Raw genomic sequence first — 26,344 nt, 5'->3', positions numbered from 1 at the left:
TGGGCCACTCGGTCCACTAGCCTCTCCGGTGTGACGAACGATGTGACGAACGATATGACGACCGGCGCGCCCGCCCAGCAGCTTGCCCAGCACCTCGACCAGCACGTTGACCAGCACCTCGGCAACGGCCACCGGGCCGACAGCGACACCGTCAAGGTCGACTTCTACTTCGACCCCGTCTGCCCCTTCGCCTGGATAACCTCCCGGTGGATCCTGGAGGTCGATCGGCAGCGCGAACTCGACCTGAACTTCCGGGTGATGAGCCTGTCCGTCCTCAACGAGGGCCGCACCGACCTGCCCGAGCGCTACCAGCGCCTGATGACCACCGGCTGGGGCCCCGTGCGGGTCTGCATCGCCGCCGCCGAACAGCACGGCCCGCAGGTGCTGCGCGAGCTGTACACCGAGCTCGGCACCCGACTGCACGACCAGGACCGCGAGGCCGACGACGCCGTCATCCGCGAGGCGCTCGTGGCAGCGGGGCTGCCGGAGGAGCTGGCCGAGGCGGCGAACAGCACCGCGTACGACGAGGCCCTGCGCAAGAGCCACCACGAGGGCATGGACCCGGTCGGCGAGGAGGTCGGCACGCCGACCATCCACGTGGACGGCGTCGCCTTCTTCGGCCCGGTGCTGAGCGCCATCCCGCGCGGCGAGGACGCCGTACGGGTCTTCGAGGGCGTGCGGCTGCTGGCCGGGTACCCGAAGTTCTTCGAGCTCAAGCGGACCCGGACGGGCGGGCTCGACTTCTCCTGAGCCACCCCGGCGGAGGCCGCGCCGAGCCCTCGCCGTGCCCTCGCCGTGCCCGCACCGAGCCCCCTCGGTGCCCGCACGGAGGACCGCCGCGGGCCCGGCCTCCGGTCCGTCAGCCCCGGCGGCGCTGCTTGATCCTGATCGGCCCCGACCGGGGGTGGCCGATCACGGTCAGCACGGGGGCGCCCGGCTCCGCCTGCTCGGCGGCCTTGTTGACGATGTTTCCGGTGTTGGTGCTCGACGGGTCGATCCGTACGCCCCAGCCGCGCGGGACGATCAGCCGGATGTGGCCCATGCCGGTCGACGCCTCGACCGTGATCTCCTTGTGGGGGCACACGGCCTCGGTGAAGTCGACCGTGAGCAGCGAGATCTTGGTCTCCGCGACGATCCGGCGGGGCACGGACCAGCGGCCGCTCTGCACCATGTTGTTCATCCGGGGCCGGAGCGTGAGGACCTCCTCCGCCGCGGACGCCTCCCGGGCCACCACCCGGCCGCCGAGGTCGGCCACCAGGATGTCGAGTTCGCCGTACGTCCGCGCGGCGTAGGTGCGGTCGAGCCGCTCCTCCAATTCCCCGAGGTCGATGCGGCCGTCACCGGCGGCGACCCGCAACTGCTCGGCCACCGCCTCCCGGTCGCTGTCCCCGGCCCGGGGTTCCACGGCGGCCTCGGGCGTCTTGTGCAGGGCTGGCAGTTCCTCGTTGACCATGCGGCTACTCTAGGTCACGAATCGTCCTGGTGGGCGGCTCGATCGCCAACTCCGCACGGCCCGAGGATCTTTGAGCGCGCCCGGAGGAGCGGCCGAAGAAGCGGCCGGCGGGGGACGGTCGGAGGGGACGGCCGAGGACTCGGGTCGAAGGGCCGTCGAGGACGCGGCCGCCTCGGCCGGAGCGGCCGGGCGAAGGCTTCGCCGGGTGCGGTGGCAGCGCCCGGCCGGCTTCCGCGAACCCGTTCGCGGCGGCCCGCCCCCACGTACCGGACCGGCCTTCGGCCTGCCCGAGTCCGCCCCCACGTACCGGACCGGCCTTCGGCCTGCCCGAGTCCGCCTCCCGTGCCGACGCCGAGCCCGACGCCCGAGTCCGCCTCCCGAGCCCGATCCGGCGCTGCGGGCCGTGGCGCCGAGCGGGTCGTTCTCCCCCGAGTGGACCGTTGCCACCCCCTTCGGGCTCCCGTCCGGGCCCGGACCGTCCGACCATGGAGGGGCGGAGGCTGTTCGGCCCCCCGAGAGGCGGTGAGCGTGGATGATCGTACGAATCCGGCTGCGCGCTGTCCGTCACTCCGCGACTCCACCCGGTCCCGGTTCCAGCCCCGGCGCCGACCCCGGTCCCGGACCCGGCCCCGGCGCCGACCGCGACTCCGACCCGGGCCCGCGCCCGAGGCAGAGCTGGGGCCAGCCGCGAGGCCCGAGCCCCGGGCAGGGCCAAAACCGGGGCCCCGGGCAGGGCCCCGGCCAGGGCCGGAACCAGGGCCCCGGCGGCCCGGCCAAAGCTCCGCCCCCGCCGTCGTGGCGCCGCTGGCTGCTGCCCGTCGCGGTGCTGGTCACGCTGCTCCTGCTGGTGCTCTTCTCCAGTTCCGGCAAGCCCGGCACGCGCTACGGCTACTCCGACTTCGTGAGCCGGGTGGACTCCGGCCAGGTGCAGACCGTGAACGTCAGCGACACCGGCGGGGTGAGCGGCACGCTCAAGGACGGCACCCACTTCACCAGCCAGATCCCCACCGCCCTGGACACCTCCCAGCTCAGCGGCGCGCTCGCCGACCACCACGTGACCGTCACCGGCAGCCGGAGCAGCAGCGGCTCGATCTGGTCGACCCTGCTGCTGTTCCTGCCGCTGCTGATCTTCGGTGCGCTCTTCCTCTGGTCCGGCCGGATGGCCGCCCGCTCGCTGGGCGGCGGCCTGAGCGCCATCGGGCGGTCCCGGGCCAAGATCATCGAGGCCGAGCGGCCGGACACCGGGTTCGCCGACGTGGCCGGGTACGAGGGGGTGAAGCAGGAGGTCAGCGAGGTGGTCGACTTCCTGCGCAGCCCGGAGCGGTACGCCGCCGCCGGGGCCAAGGGGCCACGTGGGGTGATCATGGTCGGGCCGCCGGGTACCGGCAAGACCCTGCTGGCCCGGGCGGTCGCCGGCGAGGCCTCGGTGCCCTTCCTCTCGGTGACCGGCTCCGGCTTCGTGGAGATGTTCGTCGGCGTCGGCGCCTCCCGGGTCCGCGACCTCTTCGACGAGGCCCGCAAACGCGCACCGTCGATCATCTTCATCGACGAGATCGACGCCGTCGGCGGCCGGCGCGCGGGCGGCACCCGGTTCGGCGGCAACGACGAGCGCGAGCAGACCCTGAACCAGCTGCTCGCCGAGATGGACGGCTTCGACCAGAGCACCGGCATCGTCGTCATCGCCGCCACCAACCGCCCGGACGCCCTCGACCCGGCCCTGACGCGCCCCGGCCGCTTCGACCGGCAGGTCACCGTCCCGCTGCCCAACCAGGCCGAGCGGGCCGCCATCCTCGCCGTGCACTCCCGCGGCAAGACCCTGTCCCCGGACGTCGACCTCGGACGGCTCGCCCGCGGCACCCCCGGCTTCTCCGGCGCCGACCTCGCCAACCTGGTCAACGAGGCCGCCATCAACGCCGTGCGCGCCGACCGGGCCACCCTCACCGCCGACGACCTCGACACCGCCCGCGACCGGGTGCTGCTCGGCCGCCGGGAGTCCTCCAACGCGCTGCTGCCCGAGGAGCGGCACGCCGTCGCGGTGCACGAGTCCGGGCACGCCCTGATGGCCGCGCTGTGCGAGCGCGCCGACCCGGTCGCCAAGGTGACCATCCTCCCGGCCGGCGTCGCCCTCGGCGCCACCGAGCAGCTGCCCGAGGCCGAGCGGCACCTGTACAGCGAGGGCTACCTGACCGACCTGCTCACCGTCCAGCTCGGCGGCCGCGCGGCGGAACTGGTGGTCTTCGGCGAAGGCTCCACGGGCGCCGCCAACGACCTCGCCAACGCCACCTCGGTCGCCACCCGGATGGTCCGGGAATTCGGCCTCTCCCCGGAGCTCGGGCCGGTCGGCTACTCCAGCGGCACCCCGCACTACCTCGGCGACAGCCCCGAGGACCTGCTGCGCCGCCCGTACTCCGAGCAGACCCAGCGCGCCGTGGACGAGGCGGTGGCCGGCCTGCTGCGCCAGGCCGAGCGGCGGGCCCTCGGCCTGCTCACCGAGCACCGGCACCACCTGGACGAGCTGGCGGCGCTGCTGGTGGCCCAGGAGACGGTGGACGGCGCGGTGGTGCTCGGCATCCTGACGCACCCGGCGCCGGGCCCCGAGCGGCCGGTCTCGCTGCGGAAGCCGGACGGGGCGGCGGACGTGGAAAGGGCGGCGGACGTGGACGGGCCCACGGACGCGGACGGCCCGGGGGAGCCCGCCGGCCCGGGGGAGACCCCCCGCCCGTGACGGCCGCATCGCCGGTGGTCGTATCCTCGTGACCGCGCCACCCACCACCGTCCCGAGGAGTCGGAATGACCGAGCCCCTGCCCGCCGACGTCCAGCGGGAGATCGCCCGTGCCCTCGGGGTCGCGCCCGTGCCGGACCCCGCGACGGAGGCCGAGCGCCGGGTGGAGTTCCTGGCCGAGCAGGTGCGGACCAGTGGCGCGCGGAGCCTGGTGCTGGGCATCAGCGGCGGCGTCGACTCCACCACCGCCGGCCGGCTCTGCCAGCTCGCCGTCGAGCGGCTGCGGGCCGAGGGCCGCCAGGTGACCTTCACCGCGATGCGGCTGCCGTACGGAGTCCAGGCGGACGAGGCGGACGCCCAGCTCGCGCTCGGCTTCATCCGCGCCGACGAGGTGCTGACCGTCGACGTCAAGCCCGCCACCGACGGCGCGCTCGCCGCTCTGAAGGCCGCCGGCCTGACCTACACCGACCACGGCCACGAGGACTTCGTCGGCGGCAACGTCAAGGCCCGCCAGCGGATGGTGGCCCAGTACGCGGCGGCGGGCGCCAAGGGCGGGCTGGTCGTCGGCACCGACCACGCCGCCGAGGCCGCCGTCGGCTTCTTCACCAAGTTCGGCGACGGCGCGGCCGACGTGATGCCGCTGTCCGGCCTGACCAAGCGGCAGGTGCGGGCGATCGCCGAGGCGCTGGGCGCACCGGCCGAGCTGGTCAAGAAGGTCCCGACCGCGGACCTGGAGGACCTCGCCCCCGGCCGCCCCGACGAGGACGCCCTCGGGGTCGGCTACGACGAACTGGACGACTTCCTGGAGGGCCTGCCGGTCAGCGAGGACGTCTTCCGCACCGTCCTCGGCCACTACCGCCGCACCGAGCACAAGCGCAACCTGCCGGTCGTCCCGCCCGTGGCATGACCGGCCCCGACGAGCGCGCCGCCGGAGCCGTCCTCGGAGCCGCCGTCGGCGACGCCCTCGGCGCCCCCTACGAGTTCGGCCCGGCCGGCGCCTTCTCCGCCCGCTTCCCGGATACCCCCGGTGACCTGGTGGCGGGCGGCGGCTGGGGGCTCGGCGAGGCCACCGACGACACCCAGATGGCCGTCCTGGTCGCCGAGTCCCTGATCGAGCGGGGAAGCCTGGACCTCCCGGACGTCTTCGACCGGTTCCGCCGCTGGGCCGCCGCCGACCCCCAGGACATCGGCATCCAGACGGAAGCCGTCCTGACCAGCGGCCTGCCCTGGGACCTCGCCGCCGCCGTCCACTTCAACACCACGCTGCGGGCCGCCGGCAACGGCGCCCTGATGCGGGCCTCGACCTCCGCCGTCGCGTTCGCCCGCGCCGGTCGGCGGGCCACCATGGACGCGGCCCGGCGCATCGCGGCGCTGACCCACGGGGACGGGGCCGCCTGGGAGGGCTCGGCGATCTTCCACGAGCTCGTCCGGCTCGCGCTCCACGGCGCCGACCCGCTGGCCGAGCTCCCCGCGGTCCTCGCCCACGTCGACCCCGGCCACCGGGAGCGCTACGCCACCGTCCTCGCCCCGGACTGGCACCCGGAGCGTGCCACCGAGGCCAACGGTGCGGTATGGCCCTGCCTCGGCTCGGCGGTCTGGGCGCTGCGCACCACCGAGGGCTTCGAGCAGGCGCTGCGCGCCGCGATCGACCTCGGCGGGGACACCGACACCGTGGCCGCCGTCACCGGCGCCCTGGCCGGCGCCCGGTACGGCCTGGCGGCGATCCCGGAGCGCTGGACCGGGCCGCTGCACGTCGAGCTGCCCGGGTTCGGCGGGCGGGTGCTCCGCGCGCCCGAACTGCTCGACCTGGCGCGGAGCTTGACGGCCTGGGAGGCCGATGGCGCGGATCGGGGCAACGGGGGTGCCCGCCGGCACGACCGGTGACGCGGTGCCCAGGGGCGGCGGCATCGGCAGGGCGGGCGTTCGAGGGGTTGACGGGCCTTCGGGAACGGACCTCTGGGTGCGGGGTGCCGGGGTGCGGCGTGGGGGCCAAGGGGCGGGGCTGCCACGATGGGGGTGTGCGGCCCGATCCGGGGTCGGCGCGACCGGCGTGCGGCCGGTTGACGAACGGGGGACGAAGTGATGACGGTGGATCGGCTCGCGGTGGTGTCCGGGGGCGGTACCGGGATCGGCCGGGCGATCGCGGCGCGGTTGGCCGGGGACGGGCACCGGGTGGTGATCCTGGGCCGCAGGCCTGCCGTGCTGGAGCAGGCCCGGGAGGAGATCGAGCGGGCCGCCGGTCCGGGGCGGGTCGTGCCGGTCGCGGCCGATCTGACCGACCCGGCGGCGGTCGAGGCGGCGGCGGCCCGGATCACCGGACTCGGGCCGGTGGACGTGCTGGTGAACAACGCGGGTGCGATCGTCACTCCGCCGGCCGACGGCAGCCTGGGCGCGCTGGCCGCTTCCTGGCGGCGGGACCTGGACGGCAACCTGCTCACCGCCGTGCTGCTGACCACCGCGCTCCAGGACGGGCTGCGCCGTCCCGGCGGCCGGCTGGTGGTGGTCAGTTCGGCCGCGGCCCAGCGCGGTGGCGCGGGCCCGCACTCGGCGGGCTCGTACGCCGCCGCCAAGGCCGCGCTGCACGGCTGGGCGTTCGGTCTGGCCCGGCAGTTGGGGCCGGACGGGATCACGGTGAACGTGCTCGCGCCCGGTTACATCGAGGACACCGAGATCTTCGGGGCCGGCTGGAGCGAGGAGTTCCACGCCCGGAAGGTCGCGGACACCCTGGTCGGTCGGGCGGGCACCCCGGCCGATGTGGCCGAGGCGGTCGCCTATCTCGCCTCGCCGGCCGCCGGGTATCTGACCGGTCAGGTGATCGGACTCAACGGCGGTGCGGTGCTGGGACGTTGAGTCCGGGCTTCGGGGAGTGGCCGGTCAGTCCCCGTCGGCGTCGGGCTCGGAGGCCGGGCTGGATGCGGCGCGGAGGGCGAGCTTGGCCTCGGCGGTCGTCCAGTCGGTGGCGATCGCCTGCTGGGCGGCGGCCAGGGTGACCTGGCCCTTGCAGATCGCGGTGTGGAGGTGGGTCTCCACCGAGTCCTTGGGGTTGTTCGGGCCCTTGCCGGGGACGTGGCCGGGGGAGGGCGGCTGGACCCACAGGTTGCGCGGGTCGTTGGGGTCGCCGCCGAGTTGGAGGCTGATCAGGTGGTCGTACTCGGCGTCGCCCATCGGGCCGTCATAGCCGTAGGACTTGGCGTTCTCGGCCTTCTCCTTGCCCGTGATGTTCGACGGCGGGCGGATGGTCGAGGTGTAGCCGCCCTGCTTGCAGATGGTGTCCTTGAGGTTGCCCTGGTTCACCGCGGGGCTGATCGCGCCCGGGGTGCAGGAGGGGTCGGGCAGCGGCTGCTTGTCCGCGGTGTAGCGGTAGTGGCAGCTGCCCGGCGCGGGCTGCGGCTGGACGTCGTAACTCGCCTTCGGGCCGGGGCCGGTGACGATCGCGGCGGCCAGCGGCGGGGCGGCCGCCGCGGCATCACCCGCAGCGGCCGGGGCGGAGGCGGAGGCGGACCTGGCCCCCTTGGCGGCGTGGTCGCCGCCGGGCGAGCAGCCTGCGGCTGCGGCGGCGAGCAGGACGGCCGCGGCCATGGCCGGGGCTCGGCGGGCGGGAGCCGGCACGGGGTTCCTCCCTCGGGGGTGGGCGTGGGCGGCGGCCGCCGGACGGGCCGGTGCCGCGCCAGCGGACCCTACCGCGTCCGCGGGGCCGTCGGAGTGACGCCACGTGCGGGCGCGGGAAGCCTTCGCCGGGCGTGCGGAACCGTTTCCGCGGCGGAGGTGGATCCGGCCGCCGCCGATGGCCGGTTCCGGTTCTGTCGATGCCGTGAAGGGGCTGTGTCCGGACGGAGCCGGGCAGAGTACGACCGAACCGCTTCGCCGTCCGCGGGCCGTGTCGTAGCCTGACGCGGACGCGGCAGTGCCGCGATCCGACCGGCGGGAGGGAAAGCATGAACAGGCTTGTGCGCAAAGCGCGTTGGTTTGGAGCGGTGGCGGCGGCAGGGGCACTGCTGCTGACCGGGACGGAGGCCGCGGCCGCGGCGCCCGAGGGCCCGCCGGTCAGCGCGGCCCGGGCCGTCCCGACGGCGGACAACCTGGCGTTCGGCGGCACGGCCGAGTCGTTCGCCGTCGTTCCGGACGGCACCCGCGTCTACGCGGTGGTCGGCCACGCCGTCGACCCCGGCCACTCGGCCCGGGTCGTCCGCAGCATCGACACCCGTACCGGGGCCAGCACCGACCTGCTCACCGTCACCGGCTTCGACAGCGTCGGCCGTCCGACCGTCAGCCCGGACGGCAGCCGGGTCTACGTGACCGTCGACTGGGACCTGCTGACCTTCGACGCCGCGACCGGACAGCAGCTCGCCCGGGTCGCCACGCCCGACCAGCCCCGCCCCGGGGCCATGACCAAGGGCGCGCTGAACGGCGTGACCGTCAGCCCGGACGGAACCCGGGTGTACCTGTCCCAGTACGGCCCCTGGGGCGTGCGCCTGGGCAGCCGGGCCGGCCGCGTCCTCGCCTACGACCCCGCCACCCGGACCTTCACCGGCGGCGTGACCCTCACCGGCTACACCGTCGGCCGGGTGGTGCTCGGCCCCGACGCCACCGACGCCTGGGTCGGCACCGCGGACAACCTCTACCACCTGGACGTCGAGGGCGCCGCCCCGGAGGTCATCGACCCGGTGGCGGACTTCGGCTCCGCCGAGGAGATCGTGCTCGCCGCCGACGGCCGCACCGTCTACGCGAGCGGCTACCGCGACTACGGCACCGTCACCGCCGACATCCTGGACCCGGAGACGAACACCTTCCGGTCCGCCTTCGGCCTCGGGGCCTTCGCCGACGGTCCCCAGCTGCTCGGGACGAGCCCGGACTCCGGCCGGGTCCGCGTGTTCACCGGCGCGAGGACCCCGCAGGCCGCACTGCTGTCGTACGACCCCGCGACCGGCGCGGCCGTTCCCGGCGAGACCGTCACCGGCTTCGGCCTGGACTCCGTCGTCCAGGTCCAGCTCGGCGCGGACGGCCGCACCCTCTACCTGGCCGGGCTCAAGGGCGGGGACTCCGTCCTGCGGACCGTCCGCTTCTAGGGACCCGACGAGCGGCGCCCGACGGGAACGGGCCCGACGAGAACGGGAACGGGCCCGACGAGAACGGGCCCGGCAGCCGGCGCCGGAGCGCCGCCGTGCCGGGCCCGAGGAGGGCAGGTCAGCGGGCCTGGGCGGCCTTCGCCTCCCTGGCGGCCTTGGCGGCGGCCTCGGCGGCCTCCTTCTCGTGCTTCTCCTTGATCCGGGCGGTCTCCTTGCGGAGGTCCACCTGGTTGGCGCGCTCGTGCTGGAGCCAGAGCGGGTTCTCGGCCCGGAGGGCCTCGATCTGCTCGGTGGTCAGCGCCTCGGTCACGCCGCCCCGGGCCAGGCCGGAGATCGAGATGCCGAGCCGGGCGGCGACCACCGGGCGGGGGTGCGGGCCGTTCTTGCGCAGGTCCTGGAGCCACTGCGGCGGCTCGGCCTGCAGCGCGTTCAGCTCCTCGCGGGAGACCACGCCCTCCTGGAAGTCGGTCGGCGCGGCGTCGAGGTAGATCCCCAGCTTCTTGGCCGCCGTGGCCGGCTTCATGGTCTGGCTGGTCTTCTGCTTGAGCGATGTCATGGTGACAAGGGTAAGGGAGTGCGCGGGCGCTCCCGGTCACGGTCGGTAGCCTTGCCCTGTGACAGACATGCAGGTGAACCCGACCTTCCGGCTCGTGTACGTCCCGGGCGTGACCCCCGGCAAATGGGTCCGGGTCTGGGAGGAGCGGCTCCCGGACGTGCCGCTGGACCTCCTCGCGGTCGCGTCCGGCGACGCCGAGCGGACCCTCCGCGAGGGCGGAGCGGACGCCGGACTGGTCCGGCTGCCGGTCGACAAGGACGTGCTGAGCGCGATCCCGCTCTACACCGAGACCACCGTCGTGGTCTTCCCCAAGGACCACTGGCTCGCCGCCGCCGAGGAGGCCTCGGTGGAGGACCTGGCGGACGAGGTGGTCTTCCACCCGCTCGACGACACCCTGGGCCTCACCGCCGACACCCTGCCCGGGCGCCCCGCCGTCGCCCGTCCGGACAGCACCGAGGACGCGGTCGAGCTGGTCGCGGCGAACGTCGGCGTGCTCCTGGTGCCGCAGTCCCTGGCCCGGCTGCACCACCGCCGGGACCTCACCTTCCGGCCGGTGGCGGACGTGCCGCAGTCCCAGGTGGCGCTGTCCTGGCCGCAGGAGCGGACGACGGACCTGGTGGAGGAGTTCATCGGGATCGTCCGCGGCCGTACGGTCAACAGCTCGCGCGGCCGCGGGGCCGGGCAGGCGGCTCCCGAGGCGCAGCCGAAGAAGGCGGCGGCGGGCCGGGGCAAGCCGCAGCCGCAGCGGGCCGGCGGGCAGAAGAGCGGTGCGCAGAAGGCGGGCGGCCAGAAGTCCGGCGGGCAGCGGGCCGGGGCGCCGAAGGCCGGGGGAGCCAAGGCCGGCGGGCGGGGCGCGGCGGCCCGGCGCGGCAGGCCCAAGCGGTGACCTTGGCGTAGCGTCTGCCCCGTTCGCAGCGGGCGAGGCGGGAGGAGCGGGGCAGTGTGGCACGACCTGATGGCCGTCCAGATTCCGATCGTGGAGAAGGTCCTCCGCACGATCGCCGTCTACGTGCTGATCCTGGTGCTGTTCCGGCTCGCCGGGAAGCGCGGGCTGGCGGGGCTGAACACCTTCGACATGGTGGTGGTCTTCCTGCTCTCCAACGTGGTGCAGAACGCCATCATCGGCAATGACAACAGCCTGCTCGGCGGCGCGATCGGAGCGGTGACCCTGATCGCGGTGAACGCCGCCGTCACCCGCTGGCTCGCGCGCGACCCGAGGGCCGCGCGGGTCCTGGAGGGAAGGCCGACCACCGTGGTGAAGGACGGCAAGCTGGTCGACGGCGCGCTGCACAGCCTGGCGCTGCGCCCGTCCGAGCTGGAGCACGCCATCCGGATCCAGAACGGCGACAAGGTCGGCGACGTCGCGCGGGCCCGGCTGGAGCCGGACGGACAGCTGCTGGTCTCCCTCAAGGCGGGCGAGCAGAGCGCCACCCGGGGCGACGTCGCGGACCTGCGGCGCCGGCTGGAGGAGATCGAGCGGCTGCTCACCGCCATCGCCGCCGACCGGCGCCCGCCCGGCTGACCGCCGCCCGGGCCTCGGCCCGCCCGCCCCGACGGGTCCTGGGACCGACTGGCTCTGGAACCGGGAGGCCCTGGAGAGCCGGGGCCGGTCACGGGTTCGGGTGGACGTCCGCCGGCCGCTCGGCCCCGGCACGCCGGCGCCGCGAGGCGCCGAGGGCCACGGTGGCGGCCAGGGCGAAGCCGAGGGCGGCGGCGAGGAGGTGCCCGACGGTGGTGAAGCCCGGGAGAGGGCCGGGCCAGTCGCCGCCGGAGAGCGGCCAGGCGACGACGAAGGCGGCCCAGGGCAGCCGGGCCCGGCGGGGCACGGCGAGGGTGGCGAGGGCGAGCACGGTCTGGGCGCCGTAGCTGATGCCGTAGTCCGAGGCCCCGCGGACGCTCTCCGGGTACCAGCCGTGGCGCAGGGCGAGCAGGATCACCGCGGCGGTGATCAGGGTGGCGCCGATGTGCCCGCCGAGGAACACGGCGGCGGCGCGCAGGCCGCCGAAGCGGCGCTCGGTCCAGGCGAGGCAGCAGCAGACGCCGAGGCCCAGGGTGATCAGGGTGCTGCCGAAGCCGGTGGAGAGGATCTCGGTGAGGGTGCCGTCGAAGAGCAGCGCGCTGCCGAGCAGGGCGCTGACCGGGTGGTCGTGCAGGTTGTCGAGGTTGGTGCTGATGTGGTCGCGCAGCGCGTCCGCGCGGTCGGCGGCGAGCAGGTTCTCGACCCAGACGTGCCCGAGCAGGAGCAGGACGACGTAGCCGAAGGTCAGCGGCGAGCGGCGCGGGTACGTCCGGGCGGCGCGCAGCAGCCCGGTCAGGAGCCCCGAGGGGGTTCGAGCGTTCATGGTCTGGTGGCGTCCCGGTCGAGCGGCGTGGTTCCGGCCGGCGCCCGTGCGGCCGGCCACGCCGGGACAGTACCGAAGCCGGGCCGGGATCCGGTCGGCGGACCCGGCGCGGACGGCGTCGGAGCCCGGTCGCGGTCCGGTCAGCGGACCCGGCGGGTGAGTGTCGCGGTGAAGGGCCGGGGCGTGAGGGAGGAGCCGCGGGTGGGGCGGACGGGCCGGCCCGGGGCGGGGGCGATGGTCCAGCGGGCGGCGATGGTGGCGATGGCGAGGACGGCCTCGGTGGTGCCGAAGACCTCGCCGATGCAGCGGCGGGCGCCGAGGCCGAAGGGCGCGTAGGTGCCGGGTGCGGGGCGGGCGGTGGTGAGCCAGCGGTCGGGGTCGAAGCGGTCGGGGCGGGGGAAGAGGTCGGCCCGGCGGTGCAGCAGGTAGGGGCTGTACAACAGGGTGGCGCCGGCCGGGATGCGGTGGCCGCCGAGCTCGGTGTCGACGGTGGCGGTGCGGCTGAGGATCCACGGCGGCGGATAGAGCCGCAGGGTCTCGCTGACGATCCGGGCGGTGAGCGGCAGGGCGGGCAGGTCCTCGTGGCGGGCGGGTCGGCCGTCCAGGACGGTGTCGAGTTCGGCGTGCAGCCGCATCCGGACGGCCGGGTTGGCGGCGAGCAGCGTCCAGGCCCAGGAGAGGGTGGCGGCGGTGGTCTCCGTGCCGGCCAGCAGGAAGGTGACCACCTGCTCGTGGACCTCGGCGTCGGTCAGGCCCCGGCCGTCCTCGTCCGTCGCGTCGAGCAGGGTGGAGAGCAGGTCGTGCCGGTCGGTGCCGGCGGCGCGGTGGTCGGCGATCAGCCGCCGGGTGATCTCCCGCAGGTCCTGTCGGGCGCGGCGGAAGCGGCGGTTGCCGGGGGTGGGGAGGCGGTCGGCGCCGGGCAGCGGCAGCATCACCCGGCGGCCGACGCCGCGGGTGACGGCGTCCATGGACCGGCGCACCGGCAGGGTGCCGGCCCGCTCGTGCGCGGCGAACAGGCAGCGGGCGGTGACGGCGGTGGAGAGGCGGTGCATCGCGGCGGGGACGTCGATCACGTCGCCGTCGCGCCAGCGGGCGGTGGCGCCGCCGATCTCCTCGGCCATCAGCGCGGCGTAGCCGGGCAGCCGGTCGCGGTGGAACGCGGGCTGCAGCATGCGGCGCTGGCGCCGGTGGGCGGCGGCGGGGCAGGTGGCGAGGCCGTTGCCGAGGACCTCCCGGGCCTTGTCGAGGAGGGGCCCGCCCTTGTCGAAGGTGCGGTCGTCGGCGAGCAGCCGGCGGACCAGCTCGGGGTGGCAGACCACGTACGCGTGGAGCGGGCCGAGCCGCAGCCGGACGAGGTCGCCGTGGGCGGGCAGGCCGGCGACGAACTCGTGCGGGCGGTGGAGGAGGGCGGGGGCGTGGCCGAGCAGCGGGAGGCCGCCGGGGGCGGTGGCCGCGGTGAACCGGGTGGTCGGGAAAAAGGGGGTCGGCACGGGCGTCACCTTGGTTGGGGCGGGAGGACCGGGACGAATCGCGAACGTGATCTTTCCCGGCGGCGTGCGGCGAAACGATCGTGGACGGGCGGACGGGGTGAACGCGGGGGCGCGGGCCGAACGGTCGTGCGCCCTCGAAGATTTGATGGAGCGTTTACCCGTCGGGGTCGACCCCGGTCGGGCGACGGCCGCCGGTCGTGCCTACACTCGAAGCCCTGCGAGATTACCGGTCAGTAGAGCCGGGCAGGTACGACCAACCGGTGTGATCGCCGGACGGTGGAACGTCCGGCAGGGAGTGGGGAGTTCGGATGACCGACGAGCGGGTCCACGCGTTCGCCGACGACGCCCTGGGCGCCCACGACGCGGTGGCGCTCGCCGCGCTGGTCCGGGCCGGCGCGGTCAACCCGAGGGAACTGGTCGGCGCGGCCGTCGACCGGGCCGCGCGGGTGGACGGCGCGCTGCTGCCCGTCGCCCATGCTTCGTACGACAAACCGCGGATCAGCCGGGAGGGGATCGGCGGTCCGCTCTGGGGCGTACCGACCTACCTCAAGGACAACGTGGACCTGCGCGGCCTGCCGACCGCGATGGGCAGCGAGGCCTACCGCGCCCGCCCGGCCCGCCGCAACGCGCGCTTCACCGACCAGTTCCTCTCCACCGGCCTGGCCGTCCTCGGCAAGACCAGACTGCCCGAGTTCGGCCTCAACGCCTCCACCGAGTTCGCCACCGCCCAGCCGGTGCGCAACCCCTGGAAGCCCTCGCACTCGCCCGGCGCCTCCTCGGGCGGCGCGGCGGCCCTGGTGGCCGCTGGCGTGGTGCCGATCGCGCACGCCAACGACGGCGGCGGCTCGATCCGCATCCCGGCGGCCTGCTGCGGGCTGGTCGGGCTCAAGCCCACCCGGGGCCGGCTGGTCACCAACGCCCAGAGCGGCAAACTGCCGATCGACCTGGTCACCGACGGCGTGCTGACCCGCTCGGTGCGCGACACCGCCGCCTTCTTCGCGGCCGCCGAGCGGCACCGCGGCAACCCCGGGCTTCCTCCGCTCGGTCTGGTCGAGGGGCCGGGCGATCGGCGGCTGCGGATCGGCCTGGTGGTGGACTCGCCGATCGCCAAGACCGACGGGCCGACCCGGCAGGTGGTCGAGGAGACCGCCGCCCGGCTGGAGGCGATGGGCCACCTGGTCGAGCCGACCGCACTGCCCTTCGGCGAGGAGTTCTCCCGCGACTTCGTCAGCTACTGGGGCTACATCGCCTGGGCCATCGCCGCCACCGGCCGGCTGCTGATCGACCCGAGCTTCCGGGCCGGGAAGCTGGACGGCCTGACCACCGGACTGCGCCGTCGGTTCCGGGCGGAGTTCCCGCAGACCCCCGGCGTGCTGCGGCGGCTGCGCCGGGCCGAGGGCGTGTACGCGCGGATCTTCCGCGACCACGACGTGATCCTCTCCCCGGTGCTCGCCCACACCGCCCCGCCGATCGGGTACCTGAGCCCGAACGTGGACTTCGACGAGCTGATGGACCGGCTGATGCGCTACGTCGCCTTCACCCCGGTCAACAACGTGACCGGCGGCCCGGGCATCGCGCTGCCGGCGGGCTCCGAGCCCGGCGGGCTCCCGGTCGGGGTGCACCTGTCGGCGGCGCACGGGCAGGAGCGGCTGCTGCTGGAACTGGCCTTCGCGCTGGAGGCGGACCGGCCCTGGCGGCGGATCCAGGACTGAACCCGGCGGGGCGGGGCGCACCCGGAGCCGGGACCGAATCCGCGGGGTCGGGGATCGAACGCCGCGGGGCGGGGACCGAACGCCGAGCGTCCGGGACCGGCCGCGCTCAGGGCGCCGGCGTAGCGGTTCGGGCCATCGGCGCCACCACCGACCGGGCGGCGCGCACCTCGTGGTGGAGCCGGGCCAGCGCGCAGTCCGGCGCCAGCGCGTCCGGCTCCGCCCCCGGCGGCGGCCCACCGGTGCGCAGCGCCTCGGCGAGGCCGGTCAGCTCCCGGGTGACGGTGGCGACCTCGGCGGCGGTCGGCACCGGAGCGCCGTGCTCGATCCGCACCCGGGTGGCGGTGGTGGTGTCCACGATCCGTTCGACCGCGATCACCACCGGCCAATAGGCCTCCGCCCGGGTGCCGACCGGCGGCGGCTCGGTGAGCGCCCGCTGGAACTCGCTGCGCACGGTGGACAGGTCCCGGTAGAGGCGGCGCCGGTAGCGGGCGCGGGCCGGTTCGTCCCGTCCGGGCGCGGTGGCGAGGGCCAGCGACACGTACGAGGCGGTGTCCTGGACGGCGTCGGCGAGCCGGTCGCCGATCCGGGTGTGCCAGGAGTCCGGCCACAGCAGGTAGCCGACCAGCAGCGCGATGCCGCAGCCGATCAGCGAGTCGTAGAGCCGGGGCGGCACCAGGCGGAAGCCCTGGTGGTTGAGCAGGTCGGAGAGCAGCAGGATCACCGGGGTGATGGCCGCGGTCTGGAAGGCGTACCCCTTGGCGGACAGGGCCGGAATCAGGGCCGCCAGTGCCGCCATCACCGGGACGTCCCACCAGCCGTGCGGCACCTCGGCCAGGACCGGGACGGCGATGAGCAGCCCGGCGGCGGTGCCGAGCGCGCGCAGCACCGCGCGGGAGAACACCGAGCCGAAGTCGGGCTTCATCACGAAGGTCACGGTCAGCGTCACCCAGTACGAGCGGGGCACCGCGATCACCGAGACCAGCACCTGTGCCAGCCCGATGCACAGTGCCAGCCGCAGCCCGTACCGCCAGGACGCGCCGGACAGCAGCAGTGCCCTGGTCGCCCGCCGGGCCCGGACCTCGATCCCGGCGGGGCGGCCCAGCCGGTCGCCGGTGGCGTACGGGTCGGGTGCGGCCTCGTGCACGACGACGGCGGCGTGCCCGATCGCCTGGACCAGCGCGCGGGTGGACGGGCCGGCCGGGACCGGCAGGCCGAGCGGAGGGGGCGGGCCGGTGCGGTTCTGCTCGACGGCGTCGGCCAGCGCGCGTACGGCGGCCGGGTAGCCGGCGGCCAGCGGGCCGAACTCGGGCGGGCGCAGCTGGGCCGCCGAGGCCGCCTCGACCACCGGGATCACCGCGTTGAGCTGGGCGAGCAGCCGTACCAGGGTGGGTGAGCGGCCGTGCCGGCGGGCCCGGCGGGCGAGCAGCAGGTCGTAGGACTGGTTGAGCGAGCGGGTGAGTTCGCGGCGGCGTCCGTCGTACTCCGGGGTGCCGGCCGCCTCCAGCAGGTCGGCGACCGCCCGGTAGGTGCCGGCCACCACCGCCCGTTCGGGGACGCCCACGCGCAGCGGCCAGGCGAGCAGGGTCAGGGCGAGCACCACCAGGCCGCCGAGCAGCAGCAGGGCGGGCGGCAGCCACCAGGGGGAGGGCAGCGGCAGCCCGGCCCCGACGACCGCGTTGAGCAGCAGGAGCAGCCCGGAGACGGAGGCGACGGCGCCGATCGAGGAGATCATGCCGGAGACCAGCGCGACGACGGTCACCGTCGCGACGGCCGTCCAGCCGGCGCCGAACACCAGGGTGCCGAGCAGCATCCCCAGGGCGCCGAACAGCTGGGGCACGGCGATGTTGTGGACCCGCATCCGGTACGCGTCGGCGGTGTCCCCGATGACTCCGGACAGCGCGCCCATCGACACCAGCGCGCCGTAGGCGGGCCGCCCGGTGGCGGTGCCCACCGCGAGCGGCGCGGAGAGGGCGACGGACGCGCGGGCGACCGCGGCCCACGGGACGGGCGCGGCCCGGGGCCGCAGACCCTCGGTCAGCCACGGGGGAGCCGTCAGCGCGGGTGCCATGAGCCCAACGTACGGCCGGGCCGACCGGTTCACCGTGCGCGCGAATATGTCAATTCCAGAAACATACCCGCTCTTATGTCAGTCTCCGAAACATAAAGCGAACCCCGAGAGGCGTCGTGAGCTGCGTTGATTTCCCAATCGGTAACCCGCAGGAAAGGGTTGACACCATTAGTTGGTCTAGTCCAACGTATGGGGAGCGCGGTTCGGCAAAGGCTGATGCGGGGTGAGGTGCCTTGCCGGGCGGGAGAGTTGGCCCCCTGACGTGGCGCTGTTCCGCGCCCGCGGGCCGAGGCGAGAAGGACCGTATGCGGACGGCCCTCCGGGCCGCACTCGAATTCCTGTTGCGGCCGGTGGCCGGCCGTCGACTCGCCGTGCCCGCATCGAGCCCGCGAGGAAGCGCTGCGTCGACTACGAACCATGGAGTGACTGCCCATGCCGAGCCCTGCCGAACACCCCGACGGACCCGACGGGGAATACCTGTACCGGGCTGCGTCGCAGCGCCCCTACTTCAGTGCCGACACCGAGAGCTACCTCGCCCCGACCGCGCTGCGCGAGGTCCGCAAGAAGCACCCGCTGCGGGTGCTCTCGGAGGAGGACCACGCGTTCTGGCGGACCTACGGCTACGTGGTGGTGAAGCAGGCGATCCCGGCCGGAGCCGCGCGCCGACTGCTCGACTTCGCCTGGGAGTTCCAGGGCCTGTCGCCGGACCGCCCCGAGGACTGGTACCGCGAGCGCGAGTACCGCGACGAACTCGACCGGCACCTGCACGTCTACGGCTTCGTCGAGGCCTACCACCACCAGCTCATCTGGGACAGCCGCCAGTCGCAGCGCGTCTACGACGCCTTCGTGGACGTGTGGGACTGCGAGGAGCTCTGGGTCACCCTCGACCGGCTCAACCTCAACCCGCCGAACGTCCGCAACCGCGACCGCGCGCTGATCGAGCCCACCGACCGCGGCTTCGACATTGAGCTGCACTGGGACGTCGACACCACCCGGGGCATACTGCCGCAGCGCGTCCAGGGCATCATCGCGCTCAACGACACCGCCCCCGACCACGGCGGCTTCCAGTGCGACCCGGAGCTGTTCCGCCGCTTCGACGAGTGGCGGGCCGCCCAGCCGCCCGACCGCGACCCGATCCGCCCGGACGTCGACCGCGCCGAGTTCCCCGTCGTCCGGCCCGAGTTGAAGGCCGGTGACCTGCTGATCTGGAACGGCCTGCTCGCCCACGGCGTCGAGCGCAACACCTCGGCCGACGGCGTGCGCGCGGTGCAGTACCTGTCGATGATGCCCGCGCTGGAGGAGTCCGAGAAGCTGCGCCGCTCCCGGGTGGAGTCCTGGCGCACGCTCGGCACGCCGGACTGGAACCGCACGCTGGTCGGCGACGCCGACCGGCCCGAGGCGCAGCGCTACGGAACCGCCGAACTCACCGAGCTGGGGGAGAAGTTGCTCGGACTGCGGTCCTGGAGCGGCAAGCCGTTCGACGAATGCGGGGACACCGGGGAGCTGGAATGCGCGACGTCTGCCTGACCCTGCCCACCAACCGCGCGTGCGCGGACACCATCACCGCGATCGGCGCCGAAGCCGCCCACGCCGTACGGCGGTTCGGCGTCCGGGTGCACCTGCTGGTGCTGGACTCCGCCAAGCCCGCGGACCGTGCCCGGCACGCCGGGGCCCTCGCCGGCCTGCCGGCCGTCGACGGCGTGGTCGTCCACCACCTGGACGAGGACGCCCAACGCGCCTTCCTGCGCGAGGTCATCGACCGATCCCGCGAGGCCGACCGGGGCCGGCTGCTGCGCCTGATGCTGCCCGACGCCGTCTCCTACGGCGCCTGCACCAACCGGGCGTTCCTGCTGGCCGCCGCGCTCGGCTGCGAGTCGGTGCACCGCCGGGACTCCGACAGCCGGTACCAACTGCTCGACGGCGAACCGGTGTTCCCGATCGAGCACGAGCTGGCCACGCTCGGACTGAAGGCCGCCGACGCGGCCGCCGCCGTCACCGAGAACACCCTCGACGCGGCGCACGCGGACAAGCCGGTCGCACTGGTCGGCGCCTCCTTCGTCGGTGAACCCTCCGTCGACATCGGCGGGATCCGTGAACTCGACCCCGAGGTCCACCACGACGTGGTCGCGCTCTGGGCGCCCACCGGCGCGAGCGAGGAGGAGAAGCGCGAACTCGTCGCCGATTCCTTCACCGGAGGCGGCACCGAGCCGTTCACCGCCGACCGCGCGGTGCTCGACCTGCCCGACATCTGGCACATCGACATGTGCAACATCGGCCTCCACCACGAGGTCTACGAACGGGTGCCGCTGCCGCCCGCCACCGACACCATCGGCAGCGACTACTTCCTGCACCACCTGGTGCGCGACGCGACCCTGCCGGGCGTCACCCACAACCGCCACATCGTCAACTACCACACCCCGGAACGGCGCACCGGCCCCGGCTTCACCGCCTACCAGCTGCGCTACGCCAAGTTCCTGCTCTCCATGCTCTACCTCTACCCGGTCTACTCCGAGATGGAGGCGGCCGGCGGCGCCCTGCTGGACGAACAGCACCGCGTCCGCCCCGAACCGATCGCCCAATCCGCCCGTCGCAGCGCCGCGACGGACCGCGCGGAGAACCACCGCAGGCTCGCCGAACTCGACCGCTGCTACCGACGCCTCGGCGGAAAGTACGCCGAGTTCGCGGACCACCTGGCGCCCCTGCGGGCACGCCTGCTCGACGAGGCGCAGACGGACATCGAGGACTTCGCAGCGCTGATCGACGCGTGGGGCCCGCTGGTGCGGGCGAGCAGGGCCACCCCCGTCGACCGGCGGCCACGCTAGCCGGACGGGGAACTCCACGTGATACGCCAGACCACCAGCCATGCCACCGGCCACACCACCGGTCACGCCACCAGCCATGCCGCCGGCCACCCCGGCGGCCGCGCCGGCGGCCACAGCGCCGCCCACCCGCCCGCCCACCGTGCCCCGGCCGTCTCCGCGGTGCGCACCGAGACGCGCCGCGCCGACGAGCACGACCGCACCGCGCTGCGCGCCGCACTCGCCGCCGCCACCGACGACCGGATCATCTACGACCTCGACGGCATCGGCCGCCAGTACGCCGCGCTCTGCGCCGAACTGCCCGGGGTGGCCGTCCGCTTCGCGATGAAGGCCTGCCCGGTGGACGAGGTGCTGGACCACCTCGCCGCCCTCGGATCGGGCTTCGACGCGGCGAGCCCGCAGGAGATCGCCCAGGCGCTGCGCACCGGCGTGCCGCCCGAACTGATCCACTACGGCAACACCGTCAAGTCCGACCGCAACATCGCCGAGGCCCACCGGCTGGGCGTGCGGGACTTCGCCACCGACAGCCTGGAGGACGTCGCGGCGATCGCCGAACACGCCCCCGGCGCACGGGTGTTCTGCCGCATCGCGACCACCGGCGAGGGCGCGCTGTGGGGCCTGAGCCACAAGTTCGGCTGCTCGCCCGAGGACGCCGTGCGGGTGCTCGACGCCGCCCGCACCGCCGGGCTCGTGCCGTCCGGACTGTCGGTGCACGTCGGCTCCCAGCAGATGACCGCCGAAGCCTGGAGCGCCGCCGTGGAGTCGCTGGCCGCCGTACTGGAGGCGCTCAACTGGCGCGGCATCACCCCGACCCGGATCAACCTCGGCGGCGGCCTGCCCGCCCTCGGCGTCCTCGACCGCGGCGGACGCCCGCTCGACCCGCCGCTGGACAAGATGTTCGCGGTGATCCGCGAGGGCATGGAGCGGCTGAGCGCCGTCAACGCCGCGCCGCTGGAGTTCCTGCTGGAGCCCGGGCGGCACCTGGTCGCCGACCACGGCGCGATCCGCGCCCACGTCTCCCGGCTCACCTCCCGCCACCGCCCCGACGGCACCCGGGAGGACTGGCTCTACCTCAGCTGCGGCAAGTTCAACGGCCTGTACGAGATGGACCAGCTCCAGTACCGGCTGGAGTTCCCCACCCACCCGGGCGGTCAGTTCGTCAACGCCGTGGTGGCCGGCCCGACCTGCGACAGCGACGACGCGTACGCGCAGGAGGGCGGCCTGGTGCGCGTCCCGCGCGCGATCGGCTCCGGCGAACCGGTCTGGATCCACTCCTGCGGCGCGTACGCCACCGCCTACGCCACCCAGGGGTTCAACGGCTTCGCGCCGCTGCCGTACAGCTGCATCGGCGGGCGCCGCGACGGAGGAGAGCGATGAGCGAGTACCGCATCCGGCTGCTCCGGGAGGAGGACTGGGACGCCGTGGTCGCGCTGGAGGAGCGCGCCTACGCCGCCAGCGGCCTGTCCGAGGGCCGCGAGGCGCTGCGCTCCCGGCATCGGGCCTCGCCGGACACCTGCTTCGTGCTGGAGCACCCGGGCGGCCTCGGCGGCTACCTGCTCGCCCTGCCGTACCCGCTGTTCCGCTGCCCGGACCTCGGCCGCGGCGAGGACGGGGCCGACGCGGGCGAGCGGCCGACCAACATGCACGCCCACGACCTGGTGATCTCCGAGGACCTGCGCGGCCGGGGCCTGTCCCTGCGGTTGCTGCGGCACCTGGAGCACACCGCCCGGACGGCCGGCTACCGGAGCGCCTCGCTGGTCGCCGTCCGCGGTTCGCACGTGCTGTGGACCCCGCTGGGCTACCGCGCCCGGCCCGAGATCGACCTGCCCGAGAGCTACGGCACCCGGGCGGTCTACATGGCGATGCCGCTGGACGCCGTCCCGGTCCGGCCGCTGCCGCACTCCACCGCGATCCGCGGGCCGTACTCCAGAGCCGAAGTGGGCTGATACCGATGTCCCCCGTTCGCGACGACTTCCGCCGGTCCCAAGTGGCCATCGGCGCCCTGTTCTTCGTCCTCGGATTCCAGTACGCGACCTGGGTCTCCCGGGTGCCCGCGCTCAAGGCCCGGCTCGATCTGGGCGAGGCCCAGATCGGCCTGCTGCTGATGACCTGCGGAATCGGCGCGGCGGTGTCCTTCCCCCTGGTCGCGGTGCTGACCCGGCGGCTCGGCTCCCGCCTGCTCTCGGTGCTGTCCGCGCTCGCCCTCGGCGTGATCCTGCTCGCCCTGTCGGTGGTGCCGAACTACCCCGTGATGCTGCTGGTGCTGTTCCTCGACGGCGTCGCGGTCGGCTGCCTGAACGTCGCGATGAACGCCCAGGGCGCCGCGCTGGAGGCCCGCTTCGAGCGGGCCACGATGTCCCGGCTGCACGCCACCTTCAGCGCCGGTTCGCTGCTCGCCGCCCTGCTGGCCTCGGGCGTCACCTCCGTCACCGGCACCCTGGCGGTGCACTTCGGGGTGGCCGCCGCGCTGCTCGCGGTGCTGGTCGTGACGGCCCGGCCGGGGCTGCTGGCGGACCGGCCGGCCGAAGCCGCCGAACCAGAGGAGAGGAAGCGGCGCCGCGGCTTCGTGCTGCCGACCGTCGCGACCCTCTGGATGGGCCTGGCGATGGTGTTCGGCACCGTCACCGAGGGCGCCATGAACGACTGGTCGGCGCTCTACCTCAAGGACTACGTGCACGCCGGCGCCGGGCTCGCCCCGCTGGGCATCGCGGTGGTCTCGGTGATGATGGTCTGCGCCCGGATCTTCGCGGACGGCTGGCGCACCCGCTTCGGCGACGGCCGGATCGTGCGCACCGGCAGCCTGCTGGCCGGTCTCGGACTCGCCCTGGCCCTGGCGGTCGGCGGCGTGGTCCCGACCCTGCTCGGCTTCGCCTGCGTCGGCCTCGGCGTGGCCGCGGTGACCCCGTGCGTCTACGTCGCCGCCGCCCGGCAGGGCGCCGACGCCCTCTCGCTGGTCGCCGCCATGGGCACCACCGGCCTGCTGGCCGGCCCCGCCATGATCGGTTTCATCGCCGGCGCCACCAGCCTGCTCTGGGGCATGGCCGCCGTCGCCGCCTCGGCGGCCGTCGTCTCCCTCTGCGCCACCCGGATCCGCTGGCCCGGCCAGGACACCTCCGCCGCCCCCGCCGATCCTCTGCTCGCCGCCGACCCGAGCTGACCCCTCCCGCACACCCGCCCGGGACCGCCCGGGACCTCCGGCACACCCGTCGCGAGGTCCCGGGGCGGGCCGGTGCCGCCGAGGGACGCCCGGACGCCAACCCCTGACGCCCGCGACAGGGGCAAGCCGACCGGGGGCGACGGTGTCTGACGGGGCGTGGGGGAAGCCGGTCTTCTAGAGTCACGGGTGGTACGGCCGTGCGACTGTGGTGCGTCCGTACGACCGTGAGCCGCACCGTGAGCCGCACCGAGAGGAACGAGCAGCATGACCGAGCAGGCCCCCGAGCCCTTCGAGCCCGTCGACGAGGACTGGCAGACCGCGCTGGCGATCGTCGCCCACCCCGACGACATGGAGTACGGCGGGGCCGCGGCCGTCGCCCGCTGGACCTCGCAGGGCAAGAAGGTCGTCTACGCGATGGTCACCAGCGGCGAGGCGGGCATCGACTCGCTGGACCCGGCCGAGTGCGGCCCGCTGCGCGAGGCCGAGCAGATCGCCTCGGCGCGCGTGGTCGGCGTCGACACCGTCGAGTTCCTCGGACACCCGGACGGGGTAGTGGAGTACGGGCTGCCGCTGCGCCGGGACATCGCCCGGGTGGTGCGCAGGCACCGGCCGGACATCGTGATCACCAGCAACTTCCGGGACACCTACGGCGGGCAGTTCCTCAACCAGGCCGACCACATCGCGGTCGGCCGGGCCACCCTGGACGGGGTTCGGGACGCCGGGAACCGCTGGGTGTTCCGCGAGCTGCTGGCCGAGGGCCACGAGCCGTGGAACGGCGTGCGGCAGATCTGGGCGGTGGCCTCGCCGGACGCCGGGCACGCGGTGGACACCACCGCGCACTTCGACCGGGGCGTCGCCTCGCTGGAGGAGCACAAGGCGTACCTGGCCGGGCTGGGCGGGGCGATGGCGGAGCCGCGGGAGTTCCTGGAGGGCTTCGGCCGGGGCGCGGGCAGCCGGCTGGGGACGCGCTTCGCGGTGCCGTTCGAGGTGTTCCCGCTGGGCTGACCGGCGGCTACTCGGGCCCGGGCCCGGTGCCGGTGCCTGTGCCCGTGCGGCGCCGGCGCCGGTGGCGCAGCACCTGCCGGAGCAGGACGGCGGCGACCAGCACGCCCAGCCCGACCGCGAACCAGACCTGGTAGCGCAGCGCCGTGCGGTACACCGCGCCGATGTTGGCCCCGGCGAGGTAGCCGAAGGTGCCCCAGACCGCCGTCCACAGCACCGCGCCCAGCAGGTTGAACGGCAGGAACCGGCGCCAGGGCATCTCCGTGGTCCCGGCGATGATCCCGTTGTACTGGCGCAGCCCGTCCACGAAGCGGGCGACCGTGACCACCTTGCCGCCGTGCCGGGCGAAGAAGTCCTCGGCGCGGTCCATCCGGGCCGGGGTGAGCAGCACGTAGCGGCCCCAGCGGTGGACGAAGGCGCGCCCGCCGGTGCGGCCGATCAGGTAGCCGAGGCTGTTGCCGAGCGCGGCGGCGCCGGCCGCGACCAGCAGGACGGCGGCGAAGTCGAGGTGCCCGGCGCCGGCGTACACCGAGGCCAGCACCAGCACGGTCTGTCCGGGCACCGGGATGCCGCAGTTGTCGAGCAGCACGAGCAGCGCCACCGCGAGGTACCCGTAGTGGTCCAGCAGTGGCGCGAGCCCGGCGAGTGCCCCGGGCAGCGGGGTCGGGGGAGCGGACACCGCTCCTCACCACCTCGCGCGGGGCGGGGTGACGGGGGTGTCGGTCAGAGGTTCGCCTCGCGACGCTCGATGTTGCAGTCGGGGCCCGGGTAGATCAGACCCTCGTGGCCGTCCTCGAACCGGACCATGTACGGCGGCTGTCCGTCGGTGCCGCGCACCTCGACGATCTCGCCCTTCTGGTCCACCATGCCCACCGACCTGCTGTGGATGTGGAGCTGGTCACCTACCGCTGCCTGCATGGTCTGCTCCCTCGGGTCGTGTGCCCGGCCGCCTCCACGGCCGTTCCCGCTATCCACTGTGCTGCGGGTGCGGCGGGCGCGCAACGCCTCGGGCGGACGGGGTGCGCGAGGGGCGCGGGGTCCGGCGTCAGCGGGCGGAGGACTGTTGCGCGAGGTAGCCGCGGACCAACCGCTTGCATTCGGCGATCAGCGCCGGATCGCCGTCGGGCGCCTCCCGGAAGGCCAGCTTGAGCACCGCGTCGGCGGCCTCCAGGGCCACCCGCAGGGTCAGCGTGGTGGCCGACGGGTCGCCCGTCCGGAACAGTTCGCCGCCGAGCGCCTGGAGCCGCAGCGCGACGGCGGTGTTGTTGTCCACGCTCGCGTCCAGCAGGTGCAGGTCGTCCTGGACGCCGGTGGGGACGGCCGGGCCCGCCAGGCCGAAGTCCAGCTGGCCGAAGCCCGGCACCGCGCGCTTCATCGCCACGAACTCCTCCACGGCCAGGTCGGTGAAGAGGGCGGGGCCGACCGGCGCGGCGGCGGCCAGCCGGGCGTCCAGGCGCTGGAGGTAGTGGTCGAGGTTGCGGGTGGCGAGCGCGGCCAGCAGGTCCTCCTTGCCGGCGAAGAACTGGTAGAGGGTGCCGATCGGCACCTGGGCGCGCTGGGCGACCTCCTTGGTGGTGAGCGCGGTCGCCCCGACCTCGTCCAGCAGCCCGGCGCAGGCGTCCAGGATGCGGCCGTACCGCTCCAGGCTGCGCTGCTGGACCGGGCGGCGCCTGACCGGTCCGGGGGCGGGGTGACTCCTGTCGCTCATGACCTCACTGTGCCGCATCCGCCGTGACGGCGGCGAATCACCGGGGCGCGAACGGCCCGGAGTTCCCCGTGGGACGGGAGCCGACTGGTGGCCGGAGCTGAACGGCACGGTGGCGGGAAGGTGTCCACGAGCTGGTATAGGCCTTGTCGTGGACGCGATGACAGGTTCATACTCCTGGGGCGGACTACTTTGCGTGATCAACGCATGCCTCTTCGTGGTGATCGCGATTCAGCTGTGGCGGCCGAGAC

At 74.6% G+C, this 26,344-nt stretch carries 24 protein-coding genes; 15 read left to right on the top strand and 9 right to left on the bottom strand.

Annotation, left to right across the window (positions count from 1 at the left end; genetic code table 11):
* Window positions 1-30 precede the first annotated feature (30 nt).
* A complete protein-coding gene (locus ACFVVA_RS10825; RefSeq protein WP_387687985.1) occupies window positions 31-750 on the top strand; it encodes a DsbA family protein in 720 nt (239 codons plus the stop codon).
* Window positions 751-859: 109 nt separating this feature from the next.
* Here ACFVVA_RS10825 and ACFVVA_RS10820 read toward each other — a convergent pair whose 3' ends face one another.
* On the bottom strand, window positions 860-1,453 hold the full coding sequence (locus tag ACFVVA_RS10820; protein WP_387687983.1) for a DUF1707 domain-containing protein: 594 nt from the start codon (window positions 1,451-1,453) through the stop codon (window positions 860-862).
* Window positions 1,454-1,985: 532 nt separating this feature from the next.
* Here ACFVVA_RS10820 and ftsH point away from each other — a divergent pair.
* The 4 genes from ftsH (at window position 1,986) to ACFVVA_RS10800 (ending at window position 7,026) form a co-directional block, all read left to right on the top strand.
* A complete protein-coding gene (ftsH, locus tag ACFVVA_RS10815; protein WP_387687981.1) occupies window positions 1,986-4,178 on the top strand; it encodes an ATP-dependent zinc metalloprotease FtsH in 2,193 nt (730 codons plus the stop codon).
* Between the two features lie 65 nt (window positions 4,179-4,243).
* Complete coding sequence (gene nadE, locus ACFVVA_RS10810) at window positions 4,244-5,083, top strand: ammonia-dependent NAD(+) synthetase (RefSeq protein WP_387687979.1); 840 nt, start codon at window positions 4,244-4,246, stop codon at window positions 5,081-5,083.
* Window positions 5,080-6,060 carry an ADP-ribosylglycohydrolase family protein gene (locus tag ACFVVA_RS10805; protein ID WP_387687977.1) on the top strand — a complete coding sequence of 327 codons (981 nt, stop codon included), beginning with the start codon at window positions 5,080-5,082 and terminating at the stop codon, window positions 6,058-6,060. Before nadE ends, ACFVVA_RS10805 begins: the two co-directional genes overlap by 4 nt.
* 198 nt (window positions 6,061-6,258) lie before the next feature.
* Window positions 6,259-7,026 (top strand): SDR family NAD(P)-dependent oxidoreductase, encoded by a 768-nt coding sequence (locus tag ACFVVA_RS10800; RefSeq protein WP_380540564.1) that lies wholly within the window; start codon window positions 6,259-6,261, stop codon window positions 7,024-7,026.
* A gap of 24 nt (window positions 7,027-7,050) precedes the next feature.
* Here ACFVVA_RS10800 and ACFVVA_RS10795 read toward each other — a convergent pair whose 3' ends face one another.
* Window positions 7,051-7,755 carry a hypothetical protein gene (locus tag ACFVVA_RS10795; RefSeq protein WP_387688295.1) on the bottom strand — a complete coding sequence of 235 codons (705 nt, stop codon included), beginning with the start codon at window positions 7,753-7,755 and terminating at the stop codon, window positions 7,051-7,053.
* Between the two features lie 356 nt (window positions 7,756-8,111).
* Between ACFVVA_RS10795 and ACFVVA_RS10790 the strand changes: the two genes are divergently transcribed.
* A complete protein-coding gene (locus ACFVVA_RS10790) occupies window positions 8,112-9,242 on the top strand; it encodes a YncE family protein (RefSeq protein WP_387687974.1) in 1,131 nt (376 codons plus the stop codon).
* 118 nt (window positions 9,243-9,360) lie between these two features.
* On the opposite strand, the gene ACFVVA_RS10785 is transcribed toward ACFVVA_RS10790, so the two are convergent.
* A complete protein-coding gene (locus ACFVVA_RS10785; RefSeq protein WP_387687972.1) occupies window positions 9,361-9,798 on the bottom strand; it encodes a DUF5997 family protein in 438 nt (145 codons plus the stop codon).
* 58 nt (window positions 9,799-9,856) lie between these two features.
* Between ACFVVA_RS10785 and ACFVVA_RS10780 the strand changes: the two genes are divergently transcribed.
* Both ACFVVA_RS10780 and ACFVVA_RS10775 read left to right on the top strand, forming a co-directional pair.
* Entirely contained in the window at window positions 9,857-10,684 is an 828-nt protein-coding gene (locus ACFVVA_RS10780) for a LysR family substrate-binding domain-containing protein (RefSeq protein ID WP_387687970.1), read from the top strand.
* A 54-nt stretch (window positions 10,685-10,738) separates the two neighbouring features.
* Entirely contained in the window at window positions 10,739-11,320 is a 582-nt protein-coding gene (locus ACFVVA_RS10775; RefSeq protein ID WP_387687968.1) for a DUF421 domain-containing protein, read from the top strand.
* An 88-nt stretch (window positions 11,321-11,408) separates the two neighbouring features.
* Here ACFVVA_RS10775 and ACFVVA_RS10770 read toward each other — a convergent pair whose 3' ends face one another.
* Both ACFVVA_RS10770 and ACFVVA_RS10765 read right to left on the bottom strand, forming a co-directional pair.
* The gene (locus tag ACFVVA_RS10770) at window positions 11,409-12,140 is read right to left on the bottom strand and encodes a rhomboid-like protein (RefSeq protein ID WP_387687966.1); all 732 of its coding nucleotides are present in this window, start codon (window positions 12,138-12,140) and stop codon (window positions 11,409-11,411) included.
* 140 nt (window positions 12,141-12,280) lie between these two features.
* A complete protein-coding gene (locus ACFVVA_RS10765; RefSeq protein ID WP_387687964.1) occupies window positions 12,281-13,630 on the bottom strand; it encodes a cytochrome P450 in 1,350 nt (449 codons plus the stop codon).
* Between the two features lie 308 nt (window positions 13,631-13,938).
* Between ACFVVA_RS10765 and ACFVVA_RS10760 the strand changes: the two genes are divergently transcribed.
* Window positions 13,939-15,342 carry an amidase gene (locus tag ACFVVA_RS10760; protein WP_387687962.1) on the top strand — a complete coding sequence of 468 codons (1,404 nt, stop codon included), beginning with the start codon at window positions 13,939-13,941 and terminating at the stop codon, window positions 15,340-15,342.
* A gap of 106 nt (window positions 15,343-15,448) precedes the next feature.
* Here the strand turns inward: ACFVVA_RS10760 and ACFVVA_RS10755 are convergent, their stop codons facing one another.
* On the bottom strand, window positions 15,449-17,410 hold the full coding sequence (locus tag ACFVVA_RS10755; protein WP_387687960.1) for an FUSC family protein: 1,962 nt from the start codon (window positions 17,408-17,410) through the stop codon (window positions 15,449-15,451).
* Between the two features lie 432 nt (window positions 17,411-17,842).
* Between ACFVVA_RS10755 and ACFVVA_RS10750 the strand changes: the two genes are divergently transcribed.
* The 6 genes from ACFVVA_RS10750 to ACFVVA_RS10725 all read left to right on the top strand — a co-directional run bounded on the left by ACFVVA_RS10750 (window position 17,843) and on the right by ACFVVA_RS10725 (window position 24,391).
* Window positions 17,843-18,937, top strand: a complete 1,095-nt coding sequence (locus ACFVVA_RS10750) for a phytanoyl-CoA dioxygenase family protein (protein WP_387687958.1) — start codon at window positions 17,843-17,845, stop codon at window positions 18,935-18,937.
* Window positions 18,919-20,232 (top strand): DUF6271 family protein, encoded by a 1,314-nt coding sequence (locus ACFVVA_RS10745; RefSeq protein ID WP_387687956.1) that lies wholly within the window; start codon window positions 18,919-18,921, stop codon window positions 20,230-20,232. The genes ACFVVA_RS10750 and ACFVVA_RS10745 overlap by 19 nt, the downstream gene beginning before the upstream one ends.
* Before the next feature lie 204 nt (window positions 20,233-20,436).
* A complete protein-coding gene (locus ACFVVA_RS10740) occupies window positions 20,437-21,606 on the top strand; it encodes a type III PLP-dependent enzyme (RefSeq protein WP_387688293.1) in 1,170 nt (389 codons plus the stop codon).
* Window positions 21,603-22,175, top strand: a complete 573-nt coding sequence (locus ACFVVA_RS10735) for a GNAT family N-acetyltransferase (protein ID WP_387687954.1) — start codon at window positions 21,603-21,605, stop codon at window positions 22,173-22,175. Before ACFVVA_RS10740 ends, ACFVVA_RS10735 begins: the two co-directional genes overlap by 4 nt.
* A 5-nt stretch (window positions 22,176-22,180) precedes the next feature.
* The gene (locus ACFVVA_RS10730) at window positions 22,181-23,386 is read left to right on the top strand and encodes an MFS transporter (RefSeq protein WP_387687952.1); all 1,206 of its coding nucleotides are present in this window, start codon (window positions 22,181-22,183) and stop codon (window positions 23,384-23,386) included.
* A gap of 264 nt (window positions 23,387-23,650) precedes the next feature.
* Window positions 23,651-24,391 (top strand): PIG-L deacetylase family protein, encoded by a 741-nt coding sequence (locus ACFVVA_RS10725; RefSeq protein ID WP_387687950.1) that lies wholly within the window; start codon window positions 23,651-23,653, stop codon window positions 24,389-24,391.
* Window positions 24,392-24,398: 7 nt separating this feature from the next.
* Here ACFVVA_RS10725 and ACFVVA_RS10720 read toward each other — a convergent pair whose 3' ends face one another.
* From ACFVVA_RS10720 to ACFVVA_RS10710, 3 genes are all read right to left on the bottom strand, one after another.
* On the bottom strand, window positions 24,399-25,067 hold the full coding sequence (locus tag ACFVVA_RS10720; protein WP_387687948.1) for a DedA family protein: 669 nt from the start codon (window positions 25,065-25,067) through the stop codon (window positions 24,399-24,401).
* A gap of 44 nt (window positions 25,068-25,111) precedes the next feature.
* Window positions 25,112-25,306, bottom strand: coding sequence for a DUF1918 domain-containing protein (locus tag ACFVVA_RS10715; RefSeq protein ID WP_359898515.1), 195 nt, complete (start codon window positions 25,304-25,306; stop codon window positions 25,112-25,114).
* Window positions 25,307-25,433: 127 nt separating this feature from the next.
* Complete coding sequence (locus ACFVVA_RS10710) at window positions 25,434-26,096, bottom strand: TetR family transcriptional regulator (RefSeq protein ID WP_387687946.1); 663 nt, start codon at window positions 26,094-26,096, stop codon at window positions 25,434-25,436.
* Window positions 26,097-26,344 lie beyond the last annotated feature (248 nt).

The sequence above is a fragment of the Kitasatospora sp. NPDC058048 genome, assembly GCF_042885555.1.
Lineage (GTDB): Bacteria > Actinomycetota > Actinomycetes > Streptomycetales > Streptomycetaceae > Kitasatospora > Kitasatospora lactacystinica.
Note: the sequence above shows the minus strand (reverse complement) of the source record. Positions and strands in the feature narration are given on the sequence as shown.

Coding starts and splice junctions, on each gene's coding strand:
- ACFVVA_RS10725 (WP_387687950.1), top strand. CDS start 23,651: ATGACCGAGCAGGCCCCCGAGCCCTTCGAGCCCGTCGACGAGGACTGG.
- ACFVVA_RS10745 (WP_387687956.1), top strand. CDS start 18,919: ATGCGCGACGTCTGCCTGACCCTGCCCACCAACCGCGCGTGCGCGGAC.
- ACFVVA_RS10795 (WP_387688295.1), bottom strand. CDS start 7,755: ATGGCCGCGGCCGTCCTGCTCGCCGCCGCAGCCGCAGGCTGCTCGCCC.
- ACFVVA_RS10735 (WP_387687954.1), top strand. CDS start 21,603: ATGAGCGAGTACCGCATCCGGCTGCTCCGGGAGGAGGACTGGGACGCC.
- ACFVVA_RS10790 (WP_387687974.1), top strand. CDS start 8,112: ATGAACAGGCTTGTGCGCAAAGCGCGTTGGTTTGGAGCGGTGGCGGCG.
- ACFVVA_RS10805 (WP_387687977.1), top strand. CDS start 5,080: ATGACCGGCCCCGACGAGCGCGCCGCCGGAGCCGTCCTCGGAGCCGCC.
- ACFVVA_RS10770 (WP_387687966.1), bottom strand. CDS start 12,140: ATGAACGCTCGAACCCCCTCGGGGCTCCTGACCGGGCTGCTGCGCGCC.
- ACFVVA_RS10800 (WP_380540564.1), top strand. CDS start 6,259: ATGACGGTGGATCGGCTCGCGGTGGTGTCCGGGGGCGGTACCGGGATC.
- ACFVVA_RS10750 (WP_387687958.1), top strand. CDS start 17,843: ATGCCGAGCCCTGCCGAACACCCCGACGGACCCGACGGGGAATACCTG.
- ACFVVA_RS10715 (WP_359898515.1), bottom strand. CDS start 25,306: ATGCAGGCAGCGGTAGGTGACCAGCTCCACATCCACAGCAGGTCGGTG.
- ACFVVA_RS10785 (WP_387687972.1), bottom strand. CDS start 9,798: ATGACATCGCTCAAGCAGAAGACCAGCCAGACCATGAAGCCGGCCACG.
- ACFVVA_RS10730 (WP_387687952.1), top strand. CDS start 22,181: ATGTCCCCCGTTCGCGACGACTTCCGCCGGTCCCAAGTGGCCATCGGC.
- ACFVVA_RS10710 (WP_387687946.1), bottom strand. CDS start 26,096: ATGAGCGACAGGAGTCACCCCGCCCCCGGACCGGTCAGGCGCCGCCCG.
- ACFVVA_RS10760 (WP_387687962.1), top strand. CDS start 13,939: ATGACCGACGAGCGGGTCCACGCGTTCGCCGACGACGCCCTGGGCGCC.
- ACFVVA_RS10755 (WP_387687960.1), bottom strand. CDS start 17,410: ATGGCACCCGCGCTGACGGCTCCCCCGTGGCTGACCGAGGGTCTGCGG.
- ACFVVA_RS10820 (WP_387687983.1), bottom strand. CDS start 1,453: ATGGTCAACGAGGAACTGCCAGCCCTGCACAAGACGCCCGAGGCCGCC.
- nadE (WP_387687979.1), top strand. CDS start 4,244: ATGACCGAGCCCCTGCCCGCCGACGTCCAGCGGGAGATCGCCCGTGCC.
- ftsH (WP_387687981.1), top strand. CDS start 1,986: ATGATCGTACGAATCCGGCTGCGCGCTGTCCGTCACTCCGCGACTCCA.